This is a genomic window from Mycobacterium sp. TY815, from assembly GCF_030755135.1.
GTDB lineage: Bacteria > Actinomycetota > Actinomycetes > Mycobacteriales > Mycobacteriaceae > Mycobacterium.
This window is the reverse complement of record NZ_JAUFRX010000001.1, coordinates 1,516,087-1,541,485: the sequence shown is the minus strand read 5'-3', so window position 1 is coordinate 1,541,485 and position 25,399 is coordinate 1,516,087. Positions and strand designations below refer to the sequence as shown.

21 protein-coding genes are annotated in these 25,399 nt (G+C 67.3%); 13 read left to right on the top strand and 8 right to left on the bottom strand.

The window, feature by feature from the left end:
* Positions 1-178: 178 nt before the first annotated feature.
* The gene (locus QXK92_RS06325) at positions 179-1,261 is read left to right on the top strand and encodes a calcium:proton antiporter (RefSeq protein ID WP_306240808.1); all 1,083 of its coding nucleotides are present in this window, start codon (positions 179-181) and stop codon (positions 1,259-1,261) included.
* Between the two features lie 81 nt (positions 1,262-1,342).
* On the opposite strand, the gene QXK92_RS06320 is transcribed toward QXK92_RS06325, so the two are convergent.
* Entirely contained in the window at positions 1,343-1,798 is a 456-nt protein-coding gene (locus QXK92_RS06320; protein WP_306240807.1) for a peroxiredoxin, read from the bottom strand.
* A gap of 50 nt (positions 1,799-1,848) precedes the next feature.
* Here QXK92_RS06320 and QXK92_RS06315 point away from each other — a divergent pair, with 50 nt between their 5' ends.
* From QXK92_RS06315 to QXK92_RS06265, 11 genes are all read left to right on the top strand, one after another.
* A complete protein-coding gene (locus QXK92_RS06315; protein WP_306240806.1) occupies positions 1,849-3,396 on the top strand; it encodes an anthranilate synthase component I in 1,548 nt (515 codons plus the stop codon).
* A gap of 22 nt (positions 3,397-3,418) precedes the next feature.
* The gene (locus QXK92_RS06310; RefSeq protein WP_306244233.1) at positions 3,419-4,069 is read left to right on the top strand and encodes a TIGR02234 family membrane protein; all 651 of its coding nucleotides are present in this window, start codon (positions 3,419-3,421) and stop codon (positions 4,067-4,069) included.
* Between the two features lie 109 nt (positions 4,070-4,178).
* Positions 4,179-4,997: an indole-3-glycerol phosphate synthase TrpC gene (gene trpC, locus QXK92_RS06305; RefSeq protein WP_306240805.1), complete on the top strand. Its 819-nt coding sequence runs from the start codon at positions 4,179-4,181 to the stop codon at positions 4,995-4,997.
* 35 nt (positions 4,998-5,032) lie between these two features.
* Positions 5,033-6,289, top strand: coding sequence for a tryptophan synthase subunit beta (gene trpB, locus QXK92_RS06300; protein ID WP_306240804.1), 1,257 nt, complete (start codon positions 5,033-5,035; stop codon positions 6,287-6,289).
* The gene (gene trpA, locus QXK92_RS06295) at positions 6,286-7,095 is read left to right on the top strand and encodes a tryptophan synthase subunit alpha (protein ID WP_306240803.1); all 810 of its coding nucleotides are present in this window, start codon (positions 6,286-6,288) and stop codon (positions 7,093-7,095) included. Before trpB ends, trpA begins: the two co-directional genes overlap by 4 nt.
* Entirely contained in the window at positions 7,092-9,269 is a 2,178-nt protein-coding gene (locus tag QXK92_RS06290; protein ID WP_306240802.1) for a prolipoprotein diacylglyceryl transferase, read from the top strand. Before trpA ends, QXK92_RS06290 begins: the two co-directional genes overlap by 4 nt.
* A gap of 100 nt (positions 9,270-9,369) precedes the next feature.
* Entirely contained in the window at positions 9,370-9,798 is a 429-nt protein-coding gene (locus QXK92_RS06285) for an NINE protein (protein WP_306240801.1), read from the top strand.
* On the top strand, positions 9,788-10,198 hold the full coding sequence (locus tag QXK92_RS06280) for a DUF2752 domain-containing protein (protein ID WP_306240800.1): 411 nt from the start codon (positions 9,788-9,790) through the stop codon (positions 10,196-10,198). Before QXK92_RS06285 ends, QXK92_RS06280 begins: the two co-directional genes overlap by 11 nt.
* A 164-nt stretch (positions 10,199-10,362) precedes the next feature.
* A complete protein-coding gene (gene pyk / locus QXK92_RS06275; RefSeq protein WP_306240799.1) occupies positions 10,363-11,781 on the top strand; it encodes a pyruvate kinase in 1,419 nt (472 codons plus the stop codon).
* A gap of 4 nt (positions 11,782-11,785) precedes the next feature.
* Positions 11,786-12,652, top strand: a complete 867-nt coding sequence (locus QXK92_RS06270) for an acyl-CoA thioesterase II (RefSeq protein WP_306240798.1) — start codon at positions 11,786-11,788, stop codon at positions 12,650-12,652.
* A 2-nt stretch (positions 12,653-12,654) separates the two neighbouring features.
* Entirely contained in the window at positions 12,655-15,444 is a 2,790-nt protein-coding gene (locus QXK92_RS06265; protein ID WP_306240797.1) for a TIR domain-containing protein, read from the top strand.
* Here the strand turns inward: QXK92_RS06265 and QXK92_RS06260 are convergent.
* On the bottom strand, positions 15,441-15,878 hold the full coding sequence (locus tag QXK92_RS06260) for a hypothetical protein (protein ID WP_306244231.1): 438 nt from the start codon (positions 15,876-15,878) through the stop codon (positions 15,441-15,443). The two genes, QXK92_RS06265 and QXK92_RS06260, sit on opposite strands and share 4 nt — an antisense overlap.
* Positions 15,879-16,005: 127 nt before the next feature.
* Here QXK92_RS06260 and QXK92_RS06255 point away from each other — a divergent pair, with 127 nt between their 5' ends.
* Complete coding sequence (locus QXK92_RS06255) at positions 16,006-17,400, top strand: bifunctional lysylphosphatidylglycerol flippase/synthetase MprF (protein WP_306240796.1); 1,395 nt, start codon at positions 16,006-16,008, stop codon at positions 17,398-17,400.
* Here the strand turns inward: QXK92_RS06255 and cydC are convergent.
* From cydC to QXK92_RS06225, 6 genes are all read right to left on the bottom strand, one after another.
* Positions 17,375-19,039 (bottom strand): thiol reductant ABC exporter subunit CydC, encoded by a 1,665-nt coding sequence (gene cydC, locus QXK92_RS06250; protein WP_306240795.1) that lies wholly within the window; start codon positions 19,037-19,039, stop codon positions 17,375-17,377. The genes QXK92_RS06255 and cydC overlap by 26 nt on opposite strands.
* Positions 19,026-20,639: a thiol reductant ABC exporter subunit CydD gene (gene cydD / locus QXK92_RS06245; RefSeq protein ID WP_306244230.1), complete on the bottom strand. Its 1,614-nt coding sequence runs from the start codon at positions 20,637-20,639 to the stop codon at positions 19,026-19,028. Before cydD ends, cydC begins: the two co-directional genes overlap by 14 nt.
* Before the next feature lie 56 nt (positions 20,640-20,695).
* Entirely contained in the window at positions 20,696-21,736 is a 1,041-nt protein-coding gene (cydB, locus tag QXK92_RS06240; protein ID WP_306240794.1) for a cytochrome d ubiquinol oxidase subunit II, read from the bottom strand.
* A gap of 23 nt (positions 21,737-21,759) precedes the next feature.
* Positions 21,760-23,229: a cytochrome ubiquinol oxidase subunit I gene (locus QXK92_RS06235; RefSeq protein WP_306240793.1), complete on the bottom strand. Its 1,470-nt coding sequence runs from the start codon at positions 23,227-23,229 to the stop codon at positions 21,760-21,762.
* 83 nt (positions 23,230-23,312) lie between these two features.
* Positions 23,313-23,882 carry an HdeD family acid-resistance protein gene (locus tag QXK92_RS06230; RefSeq protein WP_306240792.1) on the bottom strand — a complete coding sequence of 190 codons (570 nt, stop codon included), beginning with the start codon at positions 23,880-23,882 and terminating at the stop codon, positions 23,313-23,315.
* 49 nt (positions 23,883-23,931) lie between these two features.
* Positions 23,932-25,263, bottom strand: coding sequence for an adenylate/guanylate cyclase domain-containing protein (locus QXK92_RS06225; protein WP_306240791.1), 1,332 nt, complete (start codon positions 25,261-25,263; stop codon positions 23,932-23,934).
* Between the last annotated feature and the right edge of the window lie 136 nt (positions 25,264-25,399).

The window sequence follows — 25,399 nt, the reverse complement described above, 5'->3', positions numbered from 1 at the left end:
AATCCTAATCGGTTGCGTGTGAACGTGTTTCGGCAGCGCCGAGTCGGGTATGGCCGCTCAGGCGTTGCACGGCAACCTGATTCGCGGCATGCGTCTCGCCGGCCGAACGCGATGAAGTGGTCCGCAATTTGCCTGTGCGGCAAATATTTTGGCGACCTGATGAGGAAAGGGGCGATCGATGGTCAAACGCATGTCCTGGAACGTGCTGGCGCCGCTGATCGCTCTGGTCGCGCTGGCGTTCACCTGGGGGCAGGAGATCGGCCCGGTGGTGGGCGCGCTGGCGGCGGTGCTGCTCGGCGGTGCCGTGCTGGCCGCGGTGCATCACGCCGAGGTGGTGGCGCACCGGGTCGGGGAGCCGTTCGGATCGCTGGTGCTGGCCGTCGCCGTGACCGTCATCGAAGTCGCGCTGATCGTCACGCTGATGACCTCCGGCGGTGACAAGGCGGCGACCCTTGCCCGTGACACCGTGTTCGCCGCGGTCATGATCACCACGAACGGGATCGTCGGGCTGTCGCTGCTGCTCGGCTCCCGCCGCTACGGCGTGACGCAGTTCAACGCCCACGGCAGCGGCTCGGCGCTGGCCACCGTCGCCACTCTGGCGACGCTGGGCCTGGTGCTGCCGACGTTCACCACGAGTCATCCCGGCCCCGAGTTCTCGCCCGGGCAGCTCGCGTTCGCGGCCGTCGCCTCCCTGGCCCTGTATCTGATGTTCGTCTTCACCCAGACCGTCCGGCATCGCGACTTTTTCCTGCCGGTGGCGCAGAAGGGGGCGGTCGACGAAAACCACCACGCCGAGCCGCCGAGTACGAAGTCGGCGCTGCTGAGCCTCGGAGTGCTGCTGGTCGCCCTGGTGGCGGTGGTGGGCCTGGCCAAGGTGGAATCGCCGATCATCGAGCGGATGGTGGCCGCCGCCGGTTTTCCGCACTCGTTCGTCGGTGTGGTGATCGCTCTCGTCGTCTTGCTGCCGGAAACACTCGCGGCCGGGCGTGCGGCACGGCAGGGCCGCATGCAGATCAGCCTCAACCTCGCTTACGGCTCCGCGATGGCCAGTATCGGGCTCACCATCCCGGCGATCGCCCTGGCGTCCCTCTGGATCCGTGGACCGCTGCACCTGGGGCTCGGGCCCACCCAGCTGGTGCTGCTGGCGCTGACCATGGTGGTCAGCGTGCTGACGGTGGTGCCCGGCCGGGCGACCCGGCTGGAGGGCGAGGTGCATCTGGTGGTGCTGGCCGCCTGGTTGTTCCTGGCGATCAGCCCCTAGACGCGGTGCGGGTCGCGTCGCTGCGGCCCGAGTCCGTGCGGGCAGGGGACCACGAGACCGCCGGGGATGCGGGACGGCGGCTCACCGGCCGCGCAGCGTCTCCAGTGCCTTGTCCGCGTGAGTGTCCATGCTGATCTCGCTGGAAATCACGTTGAGAACCGTGCGGTCGGTGTCGATGACGAACGTGGTGCGCTTGACGGGCATCAGCTTGCCGAGCAGACCGCGCTTGACGCCGAATTGAGTGGCCACCGTGCCGTCGTTGTCCGACAGCAGCGGATAGTCGAAGTTCTGCGTATCGGAGAACTTGGCCTGCTTCTGCACGGGATCGGTGCTGATACCGACCCGGTTGGCGCCCACGGCCGCGAATTCGGCAGCCAGATCCCGGAAGTGGCAGGCTTCTTTGGTGCAGCCCGGCGTCATCGCCGCCGGATAGAAGAACAGCACCACGGGCCCGTTGCTCAGCAGCTCGCTGAGTCTGCGCGGCGTGCCCGTCTGGTCGGGAAGCTCGAAGTCGGCCACGGTGTCACCAATTTTCATGGGCGCCACGCTACGCGGGCGGCCGCCCCGCAATCTGATTGGATGGTCCGGTGCAAGCCAACCTCGCAGCCACGACAACGCGGGAGGATTTCCGCGTGCTGGCGGCCGAGCACCGGGTAGTTCCGGTGACTCGCAAGGTACTGGCCGACAGCGAAACTCCGCTGTCGGCGTATCGCAAGCTCGCCGCCAGCCGTCCCGGGACTTTTCTGCTCGAATCGGCGGAGAACGGCCGGTCGTGGTCGCGCTGGTCGTTTATCGGGGCCGGGGCGCCGACGGCGTTGAGCGTGCGAGACGGCCAGGCAGTGTGGCTGGGCGCGGTGCCCCAGGACGCTCCGGCCGGCGGCGACCCGCTGGAGGCGCTGCGCGCCACCCTGGAGGTGCTGGCGACCGCCGCGCCCCAGGATTCGAGGCCGGGGTTGCCGCCGCTGTCCGGTGGCATGGTCGGCTACTTCGCCTATGACATGGTGCGGCGCCTGGAGCGGCTGCCCGAGCTTGCCGTCGACGACCTCCGGCTGCCGGACATGCTGTTGCTGCTGGCCACCGACGTGGCCGCGGTGGACCACCACGAGGGCACCATCACCCTGATCGCCAATGCGGTCAACTGGAACGGCACCGACGAGCGGGTGGACTGGGCCTACGACGACGCGGTCGCGCGACTCGACGTGATGACCGTGGCACTAGGGCAGCCGCTGCCCTCGACGGTCTCCACATTCAGCAAGCCGGAGCCGGTGTACCGCTCGCAACGGACGGTTGAAGAGTACGGCGCCATCGTCGACCATCTGGTGGAACAGATCGCCGCCGGTGAAGCCTTTCAGGTCGTGCCGTCGCAGCGTTTCGAGATGGACACCGACGTCGACCCGATCGACGTCTACCGGATGCTGCGGGTGAGTAACCCGAGCCCGTACATGTACCTGCTGCAGATTCCCGATAGTGAAGGCGCAGTGGATTTCTCGATCGTCGGGTCGAGTCCCGAGGCGCTGGTCACGGTGCAGGACGGACGGGCCACGACGCACCCGATCGCCGGGACGCGGTGGCGCGGCGAGACCGAAGAAGAAGACGTGCTGCTGGAAAAGGAGTTGCTGGCCGACCAGAAGGAGCTCGCCGAGCACCTGATGCTGGTGGACCTGGGCCGCAACGACCTGGGCCGGGTGTGCACGCCGGGCACCGTCCGTGTGGAGGACTACAGCCACATCGAGCGCTACAGCCATGTGATGCACCTGGTGTCCACCGTGACGGGGGTGTTGGCGGAGGGTAGGACTGCCCTGGACGCGGTGACGGCCTGTTTTCCGGCCGGGACCCTGTCCGGTGCTCCGAAGGTGCGGGCGATGGAACTGATCGAGGAGGTCGAGAAGACCCGCCGCGGCCTGTATGGCGGCGTGGTGGGCTACCTCGACTTCGCCGGTAACGCCGACTTCGCGATCGCCATCCGTACCGCGTTGATGCGCGACGGCATTGCGTACGTGCAGGCCGGGGGAGGCGTGGTGGCCGACTCCAACGGGCCCTACGAGTACAACGAGTCACGAAACAAGGCGCGGGCGGTGCTCAATGCGATCGCCGCGGCCGAGACGCTGACCGTGCCCGGTATGCCCGGTGGCTGACACGGCTCGCCGTGGCCGGCTGATCATCGGCGTCGCCCAGGTGTTGCTCGTGGTGGCGGCCGGTGCGCTGTGGGGGGCCTCTCGGTTCACCTGGGTCGTCATCCGATCGTTCGACGGGTTGGGGCCGCCCAAGGAGATCGCGCTGTCGGGTGCCTCCTGGTCGACCGCGCTGCTGCCCCTGGCGATCGTGAACCTGGCCGCCGCGGTCGCGGCGTTGGCGGTGCGCGGCTGGCAGCTGCGTGCGCTGGCGGCGCTGCTGGCGGTTGCGAGTTTCGCGATCGGCTATCTCGGCTTCGGCCTGTGGGCCCTCCCGGATGTTGCGGCGCGCGGTGCCGATCTGGCGCACGTTCCTGTTGCGACCCTGGTGGGCAGTGCCCGCCAGTACACCGGAGCGGTGGCGACGGTGGCGGCCGCGACGTGCACCCTGATCGCCGCGGCGCTGCTGATGCGCTCGGCGTCGGTTGCCGGGTCCACCCGGTCGACCAGCACGAAGTACCTGGCACCCGGGGCGCGTCGATCGGCCGCGCGGGACATCGAGGGGACACCGACGGAGGAACCCTCGCAGGAGCGGGACGGGCAGTCGCAGCTCTCCGAACGCATGATTTGGGACGCTCTCGACGAGGGCCGCGACCTTACCGATCGGCCGCGCGACCCGGACACCGAGGGGCGGTGACGGACCCCATCGTGACAGTCGCTACCCTTCTTGCACGCCGTCGAAATCGGTTGGCGAGCGTGGGGTGATCCAGAGTCACAGTGGGTTACAGGAGGAAGGAACCGCAGGTATGAGTCCGGCCAACGTGCTTGACTCCATTCTTGAGGGAGTCCGGGCCGATGTTGCCGCGCGCGAAGCCCGCGTGAGTCTTTCTGAAATCAAGGCCGCCGCCGCAGCCGCCCCGCCGCCACGAGACGTGATGGCCGCGCTGCGCGAGCCCGGTATCGGCGTCATCGCCGAGGTCAAGCGCGCCAGCCCGTCCAAGGGTCCGCTGGCGACCATCGCGGACCCGGCGAAGCTGGCCCGTGCCTATGAGGACGGCGGCGCTCGGATCATCAGCGTGCTGACCGAGGAACGGCGTTTTCACGGTTCGCTCGACGACCTCGACGCGGTGCGTGCCGCGGTGTCGATTCCGGTGTTGCGCAAAGACTTTGTGGTGCAGCCCTACCAGATCCACGAGGCCCGTGCGCACGGCGCCGACATGTTGTTGCTCATCGTCGCCGCGCTGGACCAGTCGGCGCTGGTTTCGATGCTTGACCGCACCGAGTCGCTCGGCATGACGGCGCTCGTCGAGGTTCACACCGAAGAGGAAGCCGACCGGGCATTGAAGGCGGGCGCCAACGTGATCGGGGTCAACGCCCGCGATCTCACCACGCTGGAGGTCGACCGCGACTGCTTCGCGCGGATCGCTCCCGGGCTGCCCAGCAAGGTGATCAGGATCGCCGAATCCGGTGTACGGCACACCGGTGACCTGCTGGCGTACGCCGGCGCGGGCGCCGACGCCGTGCTCGTCGGCGAAGGCCTGGTGAAGAGCGGAGACCCCCGTGCGGCGGTCGCCGACCTGGTCACCGCCGGAACCCATCCGTCCTGTCCGAAACCGGCTCGCTAGCCGTTGATGTACCGCGCACGTTCTGAGTCTTTGTGATGGCCGACCTGTCGAATCCGGATATTCCGCGCACCAGCGCCGCCATCGTCGAACGCACCCACTACGACCCCGACGCGGGCGGTCATTTCGGTGTGTACGGCGGACGTTACGTGCCTGAGGCGCTGATGGCCGTCATCGAGGAAGTCACCGTCGCCTACGAGAAGGAACGCGTCAACCAGGATTTCCTGGACACCCTGGACAAGTTGCAGACGCACTACGCCGGGCGTCCGTCGCCGCTGTACGAGACGACCAGATTGGGCGAGCACGCCGGGTCGGCACGGATCTTTCTCAAGCGAGAAGACTTGAACCACACAGGTTCTCACAAGATCAACAACGTGCTGGGTCAGGCGTTGCTGGCTCGCCGGATGGGCAAGACGCGAGTCATCGCCGAGACGGGCGCCGGCCAGCACGGCGTCGCCACCGCCACCGCCTGCGCCCTGATGGGCCTGGACTGCATCATCTACATGGGTGCGGTCGACACTGCACGCCAGGCATTGAACGTGGCCCGCATGCGCCTGCTGGGCGCGCAGGTCGTTTCGGTGGAGACCGGTTCGCGAACCCTGAAAGACGCCATCAACGAGGCATTTCGGGACTGGGTCACCAACGCCGACAACACCTACTACTGCTTCGGCACGGCCGCCGGACCGCATCCCTTCCCGACGATGGTGCGTGACTTCCAGCGCATCATCGGCATGGAGGCACGGGTACAGATCCAGCAGCAGGCGGGCAGGTTGCCCGACGCGGTGGTCGCCTGTGTCGGTGGCGGTTCCAACGCGATCGGTATCTTCCACGCCTTCCTCGACGATCCCGGTGTGCGGTTGGTGGGTTACGAGGCCGCCGGCGATGGCGTCGAGACCGGTCGGCATGCGGCGACGTTCACTGGCGGCTCGCCCGGCGCTTTCCAGGGTTCGTTCTCCTACCTGCTGCAGGACGCGGACGGGCAGACCATCGAATCGCATTCCATCTCAGCAGGTTTGGACTACCCCGGCGTGGGTCCCGAACACGCCTGGCTCAAGGAGGCGGGCCGCGTTCAGTACGAGCCCATCACCGACACCGAGGCGATGGATGCGTTCGGACTGCTGTCCCGCACGGAGGGGATCATCCCGGCGATCGAATCCGCGCACGCGGTGGCCGGCGCCCTCAAATTGGGTGCCGAATTGGGAAGGGGCGCGGTCATTGTGGTGAACCTCTCGGGCCGCGGCGACAAGGACGTGGAGACCGCTGCAAAGTGGTTCGGGCTGATGGACGAGTCGTGACACTACAACAGGGTGCGGCCAGCAAGCTGGGCCCGCTGTTCGATACGTGCCGCGCCGAAAGTCGGGCCGCGTTGATCGGTTACCTGCCCACCGGCTACCCGGACGTGCCGACATCGCTGCAGGCGATGACCGCACTGGTCGAATCCGGTTGCGACATCATCGAAGTGGGTGTGCCGTACTCCGATCCGGGGATGGACGGCCCCACTATTCAGCGGGCGACCGAGCGGGCGTTGAGCGGGGGAGTCCGGGTACGCGACACACTGGCAGCGGTCGAGGCGATCAGCGCCGCCGGTGGCCATGCCGTGGTGATGACCTACTGGAATCCGGTGTTGCGGTACGGGATCGAGGCGTTCGCCCGCGATCTCGCCGCGGCGGGAGGTAAGGGCCTGATCACGCCCGACCTCATTCCCGACGAGGCGACGCAGTGGATTGCGGCGTCGGACGAGCACGGATTGGATCGCATCTTCCTGGTTGCGCCGTCGTCGACGCCGGAACGGTTGGTGACCACTGTCGAAGCCTCGCGCGGATTCGTCTACGCGGCTTCGACGATGGGTGTGACGGGCGCGCGCGATGCGGTTTCGTCGGCCGCGCCCGAACTTGTCAGAAGGGTCAAGGCGGTGGCTGACATACCGGTCGGCGTCGGCCTGGGCGTGCGGTCGGGAGCGCAGGCGGCGCAGATCGGCAGCTACGCCGACGGAGTGATCGTCGGATCGGCCCTGGTTTCGGCGCTGGGTGAGGGATTGCCCGCCCTGCGGGCGCTCACCGAGGAGCTCGCCGCCGGCGTACGCCAGAGGGATTCGGCATGACAATCAGCTACCTCGCCTACATACCCAGTCCGCCGCGCGGCGTCTGGCATCTGGGGCCGCTGCCCATTCGTGCTTACGCGTTCTTCATCATCACCGGCATATTGGTGGCCCTGCTGATCGGGGACCGGCGCTGGGCGGCCCGCGGCGGTCAGCGGGGCGTGGTCTACGACATTGCGCTGTGGATGGTGCCGTTCGGATTGGTCGGTGGCCGTCTCTATCACCTGGCCACCGACTGGCAGACATATTGGGGCCCCGGTGGTGCCGGTCTGGCTGCGGCGCTTCGGATCTGGGACGGCGGCCTGGGCATCTGGGGTGCGGTGGCGCTCGGTGTCGTCGGTGCGTGGATCGGCTGCCGGCGGCATGGGGTTCCGTTGCCCGCCTTCGTCGACGCGGTGGCTCCGGGAGTTGTGTTGGCGCAGGCCATCGGACGGCTCGGGAACTATTTCAATCAGGAGCTCTACGGGCGCGAAACAACGATGCCGTGGGGGCTGGAGATCTTCTATCGGCGCGACCCTGCCGGGTATGTCGACGTCCACTCGCTCGACGGCGTGTCGACGGGCCAGGTGGCACTCGTCGTACAGCCCACGTTCCTCTACGAATTGCTGTGGAATCTGCTGGTTTTCGGCATTCTGCTGATGCTGGACCGGCGTTTCACCCTTGGGCATGGGCGTCTGTTCGCCTCGTATGTCGCGCTGTACTGCGTCGGGCGATTCGGTGTCGAGCTGCTTCGCGACGACACCGCGACACACATCGCCGGGATTCGGATCAACACGTTCACGTCGACGTTCGTCTTCATCGGCGCGGTCGTCTACATCATCCTGGCGCCGAAGGGCCGGGAGGATCCGGCGTTGCTGCGCGGCCGCGGGGCCGAAGAGGCCGAGGAAGTCGCAGAGGCCGAGGAAGTCGCAGAGCCCGACCAGGAATTGGCCGCGGTCGGTGCGGCATCTGCCGCGGGGGCGGCGGCAGGCGGCGTCGGCGGAGCCGATGGTCCGGATGTAGCGGCTGCCGACGGTGAGACGTCCGAGGGTGGCGAGGAGCCGGAGATTGCCGAGGCGGAGGCTGAGGTGGCAGAGGGCGCGGTCGCCGAGGCGCAGGCCGAGGTGGCAGAGGGCGCGGTCGTCGAGGACGGCGACGAGGGCGTCGAAGGGGATTTTGCCGAGACCGATGAGGCTGTCGAGGCCCCAGAGGTAGCGGGCGAGCCCGGGAGCGCCGACGAGCCCGAGGTGGCCGAGGCGGAAAGTGGCGAGGCGGGCGAGGAGTCGGAGGTTGCCGAGGCGCAGGCTGAGGTGGCAGAAGGCGCGATCGATGAGGACGCCGAAGAGGGCGTCGAAGAGGCTACCGCCGAGTCCGATGAGGCTGTCGAGGCCGCGGATGTAGCGGGCGAGCCGGAGGGCGCCGACGAGGTTGTTGAGGCCGAAAGCGTCGAGGCCGACGAGGAGTCGGAGGTTGCCGAGGCGCAGGCTGAGGCACCAGAGCATGCTGACGCTGTCGTGGCGGAGGAAGCCGAGGCCGTGGGTGAGGTCGGGGAGACCGACGCCGCCGAGGCTGAAGAGCCGGCGGACGCTGAGCCCGCCGGTCATGAGGCGGCAGGAGCCGTCGGGGCCGAGGCGGACGAGGTCGAGCGGGACGAGCCTGCAGCCGTACCGCAGGACGCGGCCGAAGCGGTGATCGATGAGTCCGAGCAGCCGGACGCTGAGTCCGAAAGCGCGGGGGCAACGCCGGCTGAACCGGCTGAAGCAGAGCCGGTAGACGCTGAACCGTCCGGGGAGGTGCCCGTCGCCAAGTCCGGTGGCCACCCATTGCTCGGTGCCGGCCCGGCGGCGTCCGAGGACGTCGATGAAGCCGAGGAATCGGCCGCGGCGACTGAGGCTGAAGTCGCTGAAGGCAACGCACTTGAAGAGCCTGATGAGGCGGAAAAGCCCGCCGAGGCCGAAAAGCCTGACGAGATCGAAGAGCCCGACGAGCCTGCCGACCAGGAACAGTCCGACGAACCCGACTCGACCGAGCCGGAGGTCGTCGCGCCCCGCGCCGTCGAGTCCGAGGCCGCACCCGCTGAGGCGGTCGAGGAAGGCGCGGACGAATCCGAGGGCGACGAGTCATCGCCGGAGACTCCGCTACCCGACGGCGCAGCCCGGCAGCGCTGGCGATTGCGGCTGAGACGGCAGCGGTCCTGACGCCCGCACGTCTAATTCATTGCGCTGCAACGACTTCAACATCGTGGCGGGTGAGCAGCTGATTGGTCGTTGCCCGGGTGGCTGAAGTGAGCACGCAGCGATGGCCCGCGGTATCTGGCATGCTGAAACCGTGACTGACCAGCCGTGGGCCGGCGCGAGCGAGCCGGGCTCTGGGCCGCAGGACCCGGGATATCCGCCGCCGCCCTTTCCTCCGCCCTACCCGTCGTATCCGCAATACGGGGCCGGATACGACCCGTCGGCGCCGTACGGCCGGCATCCCGTGACCGGGCAACCGTATTCGGACAAGTCGAAGACCGTCGCGGGCCTGCTGCAGCTCTGTGGGCTGTTCGGTCTTGTCGGAATCGGGCGGATCTATGCGGGGTACGTGGGGCTGGGTATCGCACAACTGGTGGTCGGCTGGGTGACCTGCGGGCTCGGCGCCTGGATATGGGGCATCGTCGACGCAGTGCTGATCCTGACCGACAAAGTCACCGACCCTCAGGGTCGGCCGTTGCGCGATGGAACCTGAGCACCGGGCCCCGGCAGCGCCGAAGATCATCGCCGCAGGATCTGCTGTCCTGTTGGCCGGTGCGCTGGCATACGTGGGGCTCGCCGATCCGCACAACCCGGATTCGGTTTATCCGCAGTGTCCGTTCAAATTTCTCACCGGTTGGAATTGTCCGGCCTGCGGTGGCCTCCGGATGACCCACGACCTGCTCCACGGTCACCTGATGGCCAGCGTCTACGACAACGTGTTCCTGCTCGTCCTGCTGCCTCTGCTGGCGGCCTGGATTCTGCTGCGCCGGTTCAGCGGCCGATCCTGGTTGCCGATTCCGACCGTGGTCACGCTGGTCGTCGCCGCCACGGCGTGGACGGTAGTGCGCAATCTGCCCGGTTTCCCGCTGATGCCGACCGTCCTGAGCGGCTGATCGGCGCACACCGCGCCCTTCGTTTCGACCACCGCGAACGTGACGCTGGTTTCACGTTCGGCGCCGAACGTGAAACCAGATTCACGCTCGGCACCCATGACCGCGACGCGCGCCGTACCTTCCAGTCGCCGTGATGCCAGCCGGCGCGACTATGCTTTGTCGTCGTGACTAGACGCGGAAAGATCGTCTGCACCCTCGGGCCGGCCACCCCCACCGACGACTTAGTCCGTGAACTGGTTGAAGCCGGAATGGACGTCGCCCGAATGAACTTCAGCCACGGCGATTACGTGGATCACGAAGCCGCTTACAACCGCGTCCGCCGCGCGTCCAACGCCACCGGCCGGGCCGTCGGCATCCTGTGCGACCTGCAAGGCCCCAAACTCAGGCTCGGACGTTTCGCTGACGGGCCCACCTACTGGGCCGACGGTGAGACGGTGCGCATCACCGTCGCCGACTGCGAAGGAAGCCATGACCGGGTTTCCACCACCTACAAGCGGCTGGCGCAAGATGCGACAGCTGGTGACCGGGTGCTGGTCGACGACGGCAAGGTCGGACTCGTCGTTGACCGCGTCGAGGGTGACGACGTGGTGTGCAAGGTCGTCGAGGGCGGACCGGTCAGCAACAACAAGGGAATCTCGCTGCCGGGGATGAACGTGTCCGCCCCGGCGCTGTCCGAAAAGGACATCCAGGATCTGACGTTCGCGCTCGAGTTGGGCGTCGACATGGTGGCCCTGTCGTTCGTGCGCTCACCCTCCGACGTCGAACTGGTCCACGAAGTGATGGACCGCGTCGGGCGGCGGGTACCGGTGATCGCCAAGCTGGAGAAGCCCGAAGCCATCGACAATCTCGAGGCCATCGTGCTGGCGTTCGACGCGGTGATGGTGGCGCGCGGTGACCTCGGCGTCGAGCTGCCACTGGAGGAAGTGCCGCTGGTGCAAAAGCGGGCCATCCAGATGGCTCGCGAGAACGCCAAGCCCGTCATCGTGGCCACCCAGATGCTCGACTCGATGATCGAGAATTCCCGGCCCACCCGGGCCGAGGCTTCCGACGTCGCCAACGCGGTGCTCGACGGCGCCGACGCGCTGATGTTGTCCGGCGAAACCTCCGTCGGCAAGTACCCGCTTCTGGCGGTCAAGACCATGTCACGCATCGTGTGTGCGGTCGAGGAGAATTCGACGGCCGCGCCGCCACTGACGCACGTACCGCGCACCAAGCGGGGCGTGATCTCCTATGCCGCGCGTGACATCGGCGAGCGGCTGGACGCCAAGGCCCTGGTGGCCTTCACCCAGTCCGGAGACACCGTCCGGCGACTCGCCCGCCTGCACACCCCACTTCCGTTGCTGGCGTTCACCGACCTGCCCGAGGTGCGCAGCCAGCTGGCCATGACATGGGGCACCGAGACCTTCATCGTCCCGCACATGAAGTCCACCGACGGCATGATCCGCGAAGTGGACAAGTCGCTGCTCGAACTGGGCCGCTACAAGCGCGGGGATCTCGTGGTCATCGTCGCGGGCGCGCCTCCCGGCACGGTCGGCTCGACCAACCTGATCCACGTGCACCGCATCGGTGAGGACGACGTCTAGCAGCGTGTCCGACTTCGACGAATTGCTGGCGGTACTGGATCTCGACTGTGTCGCCGACGACCGCTTCGTCGGATCTCATCCCACCAAGAACCCGATGCGCACGTTCGGCGGTCAGCTGGTGGCGCAGTCGTTCGTGGCGAGCACCCGCACACTGATCCGCGGAAACCTGCCGCCCAGTGCGCTGTCGGTGCATTTCATCAACGGTGGCGACACCCACAAGGACATCGAATTCCACGTCGTGCGGCTACGCGACGAACGGCGCTTCGCCAACCGGCGCGTGGACGCCGTCCAGGACGGGACGTTGCTGTCGACGGCGATGATCTCCTACATGGCGGGGGGCCGCGGCCTGGAGCACAGCCTCGAACCGCCGCAGGTCGCCGAGCCGGAATCGGTGCCGCCGCTGAGCGAACTCCTGCGTGGCTATGAGAAGACGCTGCCGCATTTCGTCAACGCGCTACAGCCGGTCGACTGGCGCTACACGAACGACCCGTCCTGGGTGATGCGGGACAAGGGCGAAAGCCTTGCCTACAACCGGGTTTGGCTCAAAGCATCGGGCCGTCTGCCCGACGATCCGGTACTGCACACCGCGACCATGCTGTACTCGTCGGACACCACCGTGCTGGACTCGGTGATCACCCGGCACGGCCTGTCCTGGGGATACGACCGCATCTTCGCGGCCTCGGCGAATCACTCGGTGTGGTTTCACCGCCAGGTCGATTTCGACGACTGGGTGTTGTACTCGACGTCGTCGCCGGTCGCCGCCGACTCCCGCGGTCTGGGTACTGGCCACTTTTTCGATCGCTCCGGGCTGGCCGTCGCCACCGTCGTGCAGGAGGGCGTGTTGAAGTACTTTCCCGCACCGAGCAGATAGCCGTGCCTGCGGCCGCCCCATCGCGCACCCGCGACTACGACGCGTTCCTGTCCTACACCCGCCCCGACCGCGCCGCCGCCGCCGGCATCCAGCAGGGCATGCACCGCATCGGCCGACGGCTGGGCCAGCTTCGCGCCCTGCGGGTGTTCCGCGACGATACGGATCTGACGGTCAGTCCGGATCTGTGGGGCAAGATCACCGACGCGCTGGACCGGTCCCGCTTCCTGGTTGCGGTGCTATCGCCAAAAGCGGCCGAATCTTATTGGGTGAACCGGGAAGTCAGCTACTGGCTGGAGCGGGGCGGCCGGGAGCGGCTGCTGTTGGTGCTCGCCGGTGGCCGGCTGCACTGGGATGCCGAGCATCAACGTTTCGACCCTGAGGTGTCGAACGCCGCGCTGCCGGTGCTGACCGAGCCGGGTGTGTTGCCCGCCGAGCCGTTCTTCATCGACGTTAGCGACAACGCTCCCTGGAATCCGCACGCCGGAACGCTGCGGGAGAAGATCACCGCCCTCGCGGCGCCGATCCACGGCGTGCCCAAAGATCAACTGGCCAGCGACGACCTGCGCGAGCGACAACGGTTTCGCCGCTTGCGGGCCGCTGCAATCGCCGGGATGGCCGTGCTGACAGTGGTGGCCGTGGTCGCAGCGGTATTCGCGGTCGTCCAGCAGCGCGAAGCGGTTCACCAGCGCCAGCAGGCGTTACGGCAACGCGACCAGGCGGTGGCGCTGAAGTTGACCTCGCAGGCGCAGACGATGCTGGCCGGTATCGCGCCCGGCGGCGACGTGCGGGCGATCCAGCAGATTCTCGCCGCCCCGGTGATCGCGCCCGCCACCGAACTCGGTGCCCTGCTGGACACACTGGTCGCGCGGCGCAGCACCCTCAAGATTTTCCCGCTGGCTCCATCGTCCGGGGTGATGGCGCTCAGCCCGGACGGCCGGCGCATCGTCTCGGCCAGCGACAACGCGCTGCGCTTGTGGGACGCCGGCAGCGGTGCGCCGATCGGAGCGCCCCTGATCGGGCATACCGAAGCCGTCTCCAGTGTCGCCTTCACTCCCGACGGAACCCGGATCGTCTCGGGCGGACGCGACGACACCGTGCGGATCTGGGATGCCGCGACCGGAGCGGCGATCGGTGCGCCGATGACCGGGCATACCGATGCCGTGTCGGGAGTTGCCGTCAGCCCGGACGGTCGGCGCATCGTGTCCGGCAGCTGGGACAAGACCGTCCGGCTCTGGGATGCCGGCACCGGCGCGCCGATCGGCGGACCGCTGCGCGGGCACACCGACCAGGTCACTTCTGTGGCGTTCAGCCCGGACGGGCGCCGAGTCGCCTCGGGAAGCGCTGACAACACGGCACGACTCTGGGACGCCGACACCGGTGCTGAGGCGGCACCGATATTGGCCGGCCACACCGACGACGTCGTTGACGTCGCGTTCGGCGCCGACGGCCGCCGCCTCGCGTCGGCGAGCTGGGACGGCACCGTGCGGTTGTGGGACGTCGGCACCGGCGCCCCGGTGGGCGCGCCGCTGGTCGGGCACACCGATCAAGTGTTGAGCGTCGCGTTCAGCCCCGACGGCCGACGTCTCGCCTCAGCCAGTGCCGATGACACCGTGCGGTTGTGGGACTCCGCCACCGGGGCCGCGCTGGGTGCGCCGCTGACCGGGCACAGCAACCCGGTGTTCGACGTCGAATTCAGCCCCGACGGACGGCGCATCGTCTCGGGCAGCACCGACGACACCGTGCGGTGGTGGGACGCTGTCGTCGACGCGCCGCTCGGTCTCGCGCTTACCGGGCACAGCAACGGCGTCGAGAGTGTGGCGTTCAGTCCGGACGGCCGGCGCATCGCCTCCGGCAGTACCGACGGGACGCTGCGGTTGTGGGATGCGGGCAGCGGCGCGCCGATCGGCGCCCCGCTCGTCGGGCACACGAACAAGGTGAACAGCGTGGCGTTCAGCCCGGACGGCACGCGCATCGCATCCGGCGGAGACGACAGCACGCTGCGACAGTGGGACGCGGCCACCGGGGCGGCAATCGGCGCCCCGCTGACCGGGCACACCAGCGCCGTGACCAGCGTGGCCTTCAGCCCAGACGGCCGACGTATTGCATCCGGCAGCACCGACAAGACACTGCGGTTGTGGGACGTCGCCACCGGCGCCTCGGTCGGTGCGCCACTGACCGGTCACAGCGGCTTTGTGGAAGCTGTCGCGTTCAGTCCGGACGGGCGGCGGATCGTCTCCGCGAGCTGGGACAAGACGCTGCGCCTGTGGGACCCCGTCACCCGGGCACCCGTCGGGCCACCACTGACCGGGCATACCGCACCCGTGCGTGGCGTGGCGTTCAGCCCGGACGGGACACGCATCGTGAGCGCAAGTTGGGACAAGACGCTGCGACGGTGGGACGCGGTCACCGGCGCTTCGATCGGTGCGCCGCTGACGGGTCACACCGAGGTGGTGCGTGCGGTGGCCTACAGCTCCGACGGGCGGCACATCGCCTCGGCCAGCGCCGACCGCACCGTTCGCTTGTGGGACGCGGGCACCGGCGCGGCGGTTGGTGCGCCACTGACCGGTCACACCGGGGTGGTGACCAGTGTGGCGTTCAGTCCGGACAGCCGCCAGTTGGCGTCCGGCAGCCAGGACCAGACGCTGCGGGTATGGCCGGGGCCCACCGCATGGTCAGAGTTGTTGTGCGACAAGATAACTGCCAACATGAGTCACCGGCATTGGCGGGACTGGGTATCGCCGGACATCGGCTACCGCACGGTGTGCCCGCGCCTGCCGATCGCACCCGATTAGCTTCTGACGGCGCCCGTTTCCTCCAGCAGCGTCACCGCAGACGCGCGAGAGATCTTCCAGCCACCCTGGTCGACGAACGTCAGATTCTGTGTCACCGGGTTCAGCTTGGGGCCCGAGATCGTGACGTCAGCCGAAACCGTGTCGGCGCCGGCGGGCTGGATGTTGCTCACCGTGGCCTTCAGCGGCAACTCGCCATGCGCGACAGCTTGTTTGAGCCGGGCGTCGGCCAGGTGAGCCTCCATGGGGCTGATGCCACCCTCGACGAGATGGCTCTTGTCGGAAAACGGGACGTTCGGGTCCTGCAGGGCGTTGAGAAGGTCGAATAACTGTCCGGCAGTGGGCAATCCGGTTGCCGGGTCGAGCGGGAGCGGCGCCCCGAAGGCGACGGGCTGGACCCGGGTTGTGATCACGTCCGCAGGCCACATGGCAGTCATGACGGTTGCCGCCGCGATCACCGCGACGCCTGCGGCGAAACGTTTTGCTGGCACGCTCCGATACTAAACCCGACGTGATCAGGCGTAACGTTTTTGGTAAGCGCAGCTCGAGAGTCGGGAGGTGCGAATGAAACAACCGTCAATTGGTCTGGTGCCCCGCATCCACCGGCACGAACGCGTTGTGGTTCAGGTCGATTCCCTTGCAGCCCGCTGTGTCGGCGCGCTGGGGGTGCTCGTCGCGGCCTGCTGGCTGATCGCGATATTCGCCCGCGACCGTCGGCACGAGGACTGGCAGGACGGCGGAGGTCTGGTGTGGTCGCTGACCATGCTGGCCGCGGTGGCGTTGATCGCGCGCGGCATTTACCTGGGACGTCCGGTGACGGCGGTGCACGCGATGTCCGCCGGATCGCTTCTTGTGGTCGGCCTGGGCGCCCACGTGCTGGCGATGAACCTGCTGGGCCAACTGCTGATTGCCGGTTCGGGGCTGGCACTGATGTGGCCGATGCCCGCACGTGCCCGGCCGGAGGACCTGCCCCGGGTGTGGGCATTGGTCGATGCCACCCAACAGGACCCGTTGGCGCCCTTTGTGATGCAGACCGGCAAGTGCTATCACTTCAACGACGACGCCACCGCGGCGCTCGCATACCGGACCAGGTTCGGGTTCGCGGTGGTCAGCGGGGACCCGATCGGTGATGAAAAGCGATTCCCGGCTCTGGTCGCCGATTTCGCCGCCGTGTGTCATTCCCGGGGCTGGCGGATGGTGGTATTGGGATGCAGCGAGCGCCGGCTCGCGCTGTGGACCCCCTCAGCGGTCGGACAGTCGTTGCGCCCCATACCGATTGGCCGGGACGTGGTCGTCGACGCCACCAGTTTCGAGCTCGTGGGCCGCAGGTTCCGCAACTTGCGGCAGGCGGTGAACCGGACGCACAATGCCGGCATCACCACCGAGATCGTGGCCGAGCAGGACCTCGATGCGCAGCTGCGTGCCGAGCTGACGGCGGTGCTGCTGGCTTCGGCCAAAGGCGCCCATACCGACCGCGGCTTCTGCATGAATCTCGACGGGGTGCTGGAGGGTCGCTATCCCGGGACGAAGTTGATCATCGCCAGGGACGCCGACGGAATCGTGCAGGGCTTCCACCGATACGCGACCGCCGGCGCCGGCGCCGATGTCACCCTGGACGTGCCGTGGCGGCGTCGCGGGTCGCCGAACGGAATCGACGAGCGGCTCAGCGTCGATATGATCAACGCCGCTAAAGAGCAAGGAGCCCAACGAGTGTCGCTGGCCTTTGCGGCTTTTCCGGAGCTGTTCGGTGACGACAGGCAAGGCTGGTTCAAGCGGTGCTGCTACGTCCTGATCCATGTGCTGGACCCGTTGATCGCTCTTGAGTCACTTGCCCGGTACCTGCACAAGTTCCACGCCGAGGACGCCCGGCGCTATGCGCTGCTGTCGTTGACGCAGATCGTGCCGTTGGCCTTCGTGTTGCTCTCTCTGGAATTCATGCCGCGCCGGCGACAGCTGTGACCGCGCAATCGAGATCACCGGGCAGGTGATGAGTCGCCACCACCACGGTTCTGGTGGCGGGCATCAGATCGCGGCCAGGGTCGAGCAACTCGTGCAGGATCCGGTCAGCATCCGCCGCATCGAGGTGTTCGGTGGGTTCGTCGAGCAGCACGATGGACGCGGGGGAGAGTAGCGCGCGGGCCAGCAACAGCCGCCGGCGCTGACCGGCCGACACCGCCTGCGCGCCCGCAGTCAACACGGTGGACAGACCCTCCGGTAGTCCGGACAGCCAGTCACCCAGGCCGACCGCCGTCAGGGCCTTCGTCAGCTCTTCGTCATCGCAGTCGCCGCGGGCCACCAGCAGGTTGTCCCGGACGGTGGTCGCGAACAGATGCGCATCTTCGGCGAAGAAGCTGACTGCGCGCCGCAACTCGTCCTCCCGGATGCGCTGCAGGTCGATTCCGTCCAGGGTCACCTGTCCCTGCACCGGCGGGATGAGCCCGGCCAGTGTCATCAGCAGGGTCGTCTTGCCTGAGCCGCTGGGACCAGTCACGGCCAGCCTCGCACCCGGCGGCAGATCGATCGTGGCGTCGAGGGTGCGTGTTGCCTCGTGGCCCGCCGTCATCCGCGCGCACAGCCGTCCCAGCGGCCTGGCTGGGGATACTTTTTCCATGTCGGGTTCGGCGACCGGCGGCGCCAGCTCCAGCAGGCGACGTGCCGCAATTCGTGACCGCGTCAATTGGATCGCGGCGGCCGGCAGGACGCTGGTGGCTTCGAAGGCCGACAGCGGCAACAACATCAAGACGGCCAGCGTCGTCGGGGCCGTGGTGGGTGCCATGCCCAGTGCGGCCACCACCGCGCCGATCACGCTGACCCCGATGGCGGCGGTCGGTACGGCCTCGGCGAAGGCGGCCGGTTTGGCGGCGGCATCCAACGCTGCGCCCCAAGCCCGTTGTTGCCGTTGTGATTCGGTGATGACATTCGGCAGTGCACCCGCGACGCGGAGTTCGGGCGCATGGTCGAGGGCGAGCATGGCCGCGGTATCGCGCTGCGAATGATGTTGACGGGCAATCGCTTCCTGCGTGGCGGCGGCGCGTCCCGCCAGCCGGGGTGCCACCACACCGGCCAAGGCCAGACATAGCGCCAAGACCACCGCTGCCGGCAACGAGATGATCCCGACGACCGCCACGGCCGCCACCGACAGCACCGCCGCGACACCGATAGGCACCAGGGCCCGCACCAGCACATCGGCAAGCGTGTCGACGTCGGATCCGACTCGCGCGACCAACTCTCCGCTGTGCAGCCGGACGGCCGCCGCCGCCGGACCATTAGCGAGACGGTGATAGATCTGTTCGCGGGCCGTGCCCGCAGCCCTCAAGGCGACGTCGTGGGTGACCAGTCGTTCGCAGTAGCGCAGCACGCCACGGGAGATGGCGAAGGTGCGGACGGCGACCACTGCGATGGACAGGTCGAGAACGGGCGGCATCTGCGAGGCGCGCGTGATCAGCCATGCCGACACCCCGGCCAGCGCAAGCGCGCTGCCCAGCGCCAGCACGCCCAGTGCGATGGCGGCCAGGAGGCGGGGGAGTCGGGGCCGCAACAGATCTGCGGTGCTCAGTAGATTCTGGCGGCGACCCTCTGCAGAATCAGACCGGCGCATAGCGCACCTCACGCCCGGCGGTCACGTCCACGACCCGGTCGCCGATCGCGACCACCGGGCCACGGTGCCCGACCACCACCACCGTCGCGCCGGCGCGGGCGCGCGCAACGACGGCGGTCAGCACCCGTTGTTCGGTGTCGGCGTCCAGGTGTGCGGTCGGCTCGTCGAGCAGCAGCACCGGCGCCGGCGAGCCCAGGGCCCGCGCCAGGCCCAACCGTTGCCGCTGCCCGAGCGACAGTCCGACGCCGCCGCGGCCCAGTACGGTATCCAGCCCAGCCGGCAATTCAGCCAGCACCGCGTCGAATCCGGCTGCACGGCAAGCATCCTCGAGATTGACCAGCGGGCTGAACAGCTCGAGGTTGGCCCGGACGGTGCCCGGTATCAGCACCGGGCGTTGAGGTAGCCACGAGATCTGGGGCCACCATCGCGTGGGTTCCAGTGCGGCGAGGTCGATTCCGGCCACGGTGACCCGGCCCGAAGACGGCGTGGTGAGGGCGGCGATCACCTGAAGGGTGGTGCTTTTCCCGGCGCCGTTGCGTCCGGTCAGCACGGTCACCTCACCCGGTTCGATGACCGCATTCAGCTGCCGCGGCGCGTAACCGTCGCGTCCGGCCACGCTCATATTCTCGACGCGGATCTGTGCCCCGCGAGCGACCACCGACCCCTGGTTCGGTCCGACCGGCACCTGTTCGCCGATGAGCGCGAAAGCTTTGTCCGCGGCTGCCCTGCCGTCCTGGGCCGCATGGTATTCCACTCCGATGCGTCGCAGCGGCCAGTAGACGTCAGGTGCCAGCAGAAGCACGGTGAGGCCAACGGTCAGGCTCATCTCACCGAAAACCAGGCGGAGGCCGATGCTGACCGCGACCAGCGCAACACCCAGGGTGGCCAGCAATTCCAGCACGAGTGCCGACAGAAACGCGATTCTCAGGGTGGCCATCGCCGAACGGCGATGGGCGGCACTGAGTTCGGCGATGCGCTGCTCGGGGCCTGACGCGCGGCCCAGGGCACGCAGCGTCGGAATGCCGGCGACCAGATCCAGTAGGCGTGATTGCAGCGTGGTCATGGCGGCCAGCGAGGACGCCGATCGCTGCGCGGTGGCCAATCCGATGAGCACCATGAAGATCGGGATGAGGGGCAACGTGATCACCACGATCAGCGTCGATTTCAGGTCGTAGAGGGCGATCACGGCCACGGTGGCCGGTGTCAGGATCGCGGCCAGCAGCAGGTTGGGCAGGTAGCCGGTGAAGTAGGGGCGCAGACCATCCAGTCCCCGGGTGACCACGACCGCTGCGTCGTCACGCTGGGCCGCCAGTTCGCCGGGCTGACGTGCGGTGACTGCGGTCAACACCTGACCGCTCAGGTCGGCGATCACGGCACTGGCCCCCCGTTGCCCTAGCCGCGCCTGCAGCCAGTGCGTGATCGCGCGGAAAGACCAGAACGCGGCCAGGATTGACAGCGGTCCGAGCCAGCTGCGCAGGTTACGTGCCGACGGATCCATCGCCACCCGGGCGACGATGCTGCCCAGGACGATCGCCGACCCTATCGCGCAGCCGCTGATAATTACCCCACAGGCCACCTCGGCGGCCAGAAACCGACGCAGCGCGCCCGATGCCCGCCACAGTCGTGGGTCCAGCGGTGCCCGAGAGCCTCTGTCGCTCAGGACGGGCGCCTGGTCAGGCCGATCGACGGAGGGATGCCGTCAGCCGAGATACGTTGCCGGAAAACCCAATACGTCCATCCCTGATAGGCCACCGTCAAGGGTGTCATGATCGCGGCCACCCAGGTCATGATCTTGAGCGTGTAGGGCGTCGACGATGCGTTGTAGATCGTGACGTTCCACTGGCTGTTGAGGGTTGACGGCACCAGGTTCGGGAACAGCGCGCCGAACAGCAGCACCACCACGCTCGCCACGACCAGCAAGGCACATACGAAGGCCCACCCGTCGGAGGCCTGCCGCCACGCCAGCAACACGGCCACCAGTTGCGCGAGAACAGCGACTCCCAGCACGGCCCAGGTCCAGTCCTTGCCGTAGCTCAGCTGCGTCCAGACCCCGAAACCCGCAACGAAAACGGTGGCCGGCAGTGCGAACCAGCGCGCGAATCGGTGTGCGTCGTCACGGATGTCGCCCGCCGTCTTCAACGCCACGAACAACGCGCCGTAGAACAGGAACAACGCGGCGGTGGCCACGCCACCGAGCAGCGTGTAGGGGTTGAGCACATCGGTGATCGACAGGTTGACCTGACCGTCGGCGTCCACGGGCAAGCCGCGCACCAGGATCGCGAAGGCCGTGCCCCACAGGATTGCGGGCAGCCATGATCCGACGGCGATGCCGAAGTCGGCCCAGCCGCGCCACCTGGTGTCGTCGACTTTGCCACGCCACTCGATCGCCACGACCCGCAGGATCATGCCGAACAGGATCGCCAGCAGCGGCAGGTACAGCGTCGAGAACACGGTGGCGTACCAACCCGGAAACGCCGCGAACATCGCGGCGCCGCCGGTGATCAGCCAGACCTCGTTGCCGTCCCACACCGGGCCGATGGTGTTCAGGGCGGCGCGCCGGTGTGCTTCTCGGTCACCCTTGCTGACCCGGGCAAAAGGCTCCATCAGCATGCCCACGCCGAAGTCGAAGCCTTCGAGGACGAAAAAGCCGAGGAACAGCGCCGCGATCAGGCCGAACCACAACTGTTGCAGGTTCATGTGTCAGCTCCTTTCGGGCTCAGTCAGTAGGCGAAGGACAGGGTTTTCACGTGCTCTTGGTCGGAGTCCTGGTCCTCGGGCGGCGGCGCGGCCGGTTCGGCGTCGTGCTCCTGCGGTCCTTCGACGATGTAGCGCTTAAGCAGCCAGAACCAGATGACCGCCAGGACGGCGTAAACCAGCGTGAAGGTGGCCAGCGAGGTGACGACCATGGCGAAGGTGTTGTGTGAGACGCCGGCGGCGACGGTGAGGTGCACGTTCTGGTCTCCGGTGGGGTTCGGCGCCACAATCCATGGTTGTCGGCCCATTTCGGTGAACACCCAGCCGGCGATGTTGGCCAGGAACGGCGTCGGGATGGTGAGCAGCGCGAACCGGGCGAACCACCGCTGGCTGGGGATCCGCCCACCCCGGGTGAGCCACAGCGCCAGCAGGGCGAACAACACCGGGATGGCCAGGAACCCGATCATCGCGCGGAACGACCAGTAGGTGACAAAGAGGTTGGGCCGGTAGTCATTTGGCCCGAATCGCTGGACATAGTCCTGTTGGATGTCGCGCACGCCCCGGAGCGTGACGCCCTCGGTCTTGCCTTCGGCGAGGAAGGGCAGAACGTAAGGCACCTCGATGACCCGGGTCAGGGAGTCGCAGTTGTTCTGCCGGCCGACCGTCAGAATCGAGAAGTCCGGATCAGTTTGCGTGTCGCACAACGACTCTGCGGACGCCATCTTCATCGGCTGCTGTTGAAACATCAGCTTGCCCTGGTGGTCGCCGGTGAAGAACAGGCCGACGGTCGCCACGAGGACGACCCAGCAGCCTAATGCGGTGGCAGGCCGGTACATGGCCCGGGTCCCCGGGTCGACGGTGGTGGTTTGTGACCGGACCAGCCACCACGCGCTGACGGCGGCGACGAACGTACCGGCCGTCAGCAACGCGCCGGTGACGGTGTGGCTGAACGCGGTTAGACCGGTGTTGTTGGTCAGCAGCGCCACGATGCTGTTGAGCTCGGCGCGCTTGGTCTGCGGGTTGTAGTGCACGCCCACCGGGTGCTGCATGAACGAGTTCGCCGAGATGATGAAGAACGCGGACACGTTCACCGAGATCGCGACGATCCAGATGCAGGCCAGATGCACCAGGCGCGGCAACCGGCTCCAGCCGAAGATCCACAAGCCCAGGAACGTCGATTCGAAGAAGAACGCGAGCAGGCCCTCCATGGCCAGCGGCGCGCCGAAGACGTCGCCGACGAACCGCGAGTACTCGCTCCAATTCATGCCGAACTGGAATTCCTGCACAATCCCGGTTGCCACCCCGATCGCGAAGTTGATCAGGAACAACTTGCCGAAGAACTTCGTCAAGCGATACCAGGCGACGTTGCCGGTCGCCACCCATGCGGTCTGCATGATCGCGAGCAGCGGGGCCAGGCCGATGGTCAGCGGCACGAAAAGGAAGTGGTAGACGGTCGTGATACCGAACTGCCACCGCGAAATATCGACGACGTTCATCTGTTTACTCCCCAGGCTGCATCTACGACAGAGTGTAGTAGTTGTGGTTGGCCATCGCTAACGTCTGTGAATTGGGGGACTGGTTACCTGAGGTTCTGGGACGCCTTGCGGATGCCGAATGCCGACACGATCTCGAACACGCCGATGACGATGCACCAGACGCCGACGACCAGAGCCAGGGTGAGGATCGAGTCGAACGGTGAGGCCATTACCACGATTCCGGCAAGCAGGCTGATGACGCCGATGAAAATCTGCCAGCCACGACCGGGCAGAGCCGGATCGCTGATGGCCGAGACCGTCGTCGCGACACCGCGGAAAATGAAGCCGACACCGATCCAAATGGCAAGCAGCAGAACGGCATTACCGAAGTGCCGGAAGGCCAGCACGGCCAGAATCAGTGACGCTGCGCCGCTGATGAATAGCAGGATGCGGCTGCCCGCGGACACATGCAGCGCGAAGGCGAAGGCGACTTGCGCGGCGCCGGTGATCAGCAGGTATACGCCGAACGCAATGGCGGCGACCAGCACGGACATACCTGGCCACGCCACGATCACTACGCCGACGACCAGTGACAAAACGCCCGAAATCAGCGTGGTCTTCCAGAGATGTGGCAGCAAACTCGGAGGAGGCAACGTTGCGGAACTGTTTTCCATGAGCACCAGTGTGGCGCATGTGGTGGTTCCGGGGTAGGGGCTTTTGACCTCAGACGTGCGCGGCTTCGGCGTCCTCGGTCCGCAGGTCGGCGGTCTCCTCGGGCGTCTTGCGGCCGACCAGATACCAGGTGCGCATCACACCCTTGCCCTTGACGTCGATGTGCCCGCGCTCGCGCAGTACGAAATCGTCCTTGAGGCGCTCATAGACCTCGTCGGGAACCTGAATCTGGCCGACCGAATCGGTGGACTCCATCCTGGATGCGACGTTGACCGCGTCACCCCAGACGTCGTAGAAGAAGCGGCGCGATCCGACTACGCCGGCCACCACGGGTCCGGTCGCCAGGCCGACCCGCAGCGGCACCGCGCGGCCGTGCGGGTCTTTCAGCGCGGCTGCGACGTCGGCCATGTCGAGGGCGAAGTCGGCCAGAGCTTGGACGTGGTCCGGCCGGGGCCGGGGGACGCCGCTGACCACCATGTAGGAGTCGCCGCTGACCTTGATCTTCTCCAGGCCATGCTTGTCCACCAGTTCGTCGAAGGCGCTGTACAGGCGGTCGAGAAATTTGACCAGCTCGGCGGGCGGGGTGCTGCTGGCGCGTTCGGTGAAGCCCACGATGTCGGCGAAAAGGACCGAGGCTTCGTCGTACTTGTCGGCGATAACGCGCCGCTCCGGTTCCTTGAGGCGTTCGGCGATGCTGGCGGGCAGCATGTTGGCCAGGAGCGCTTCCGAGCGTTCGTACTGGTCTTCCATCGCCGCCTCGGCGCGTGCGGTGTCACGCAGGGCGAACCAGACGGTCACCACCACCACGACACATGCCGACAGCGTGGTGATGACGAAGCCTGTTGTCTGCGCCCAGGGCGGCTGCAGGCCGGTGTCTCGGGGTATCACCAGCTCGGCGGTGATGACCAGAGCGGCGGCGAGCGCGGCCAGGAAGCCGGCCAGCACGATGTGCTCGATGCCCAGCACGAGCACCACCAGGCAGGCACCGACCAGGAAGAACAGTTTGGCGCCCGAGCCGGTGCCGACTTCCCAGCAACTGGCGAAGACCGTGGTGTACGCCGTGAAGATGAACGTCAGCGGCGCCACCAGTTCCCCGAAGCGGTGCAGCAACGGAACGATCGCAAAAATCACCATGGCGGCGATGTTGATCCAGAGGACTTCCCACAGCCACGAACCCATGAAGAACTGCACGCCGATGAAGCTGGCGCTGACCACGACCGACATCCAGGCAGCGATATTGAGAATGCGTGCCCGGCGAGCGGCGCTGGCGGCGTAGTGCTGCCGCAGGTCGCGAGCCGGCGAGCGGACGGCGGCCACACAGTTCGGCCGGCGTTCTACGCCGTCCGCGCCGACCGATCGGGCTCCGCATTTTTTAGCGGCCACGGATAAAGCCTAACTGTTGACCTGGCCAGACGAGCGGTCTTGCCGCCGCGTTCTGCTCAGTGAGCAACATCACGACCGGCGTCCGCATTCCGGCTTGTCCGTGCGGGGACGGCCTGCCTGCACAAATCGCCATACT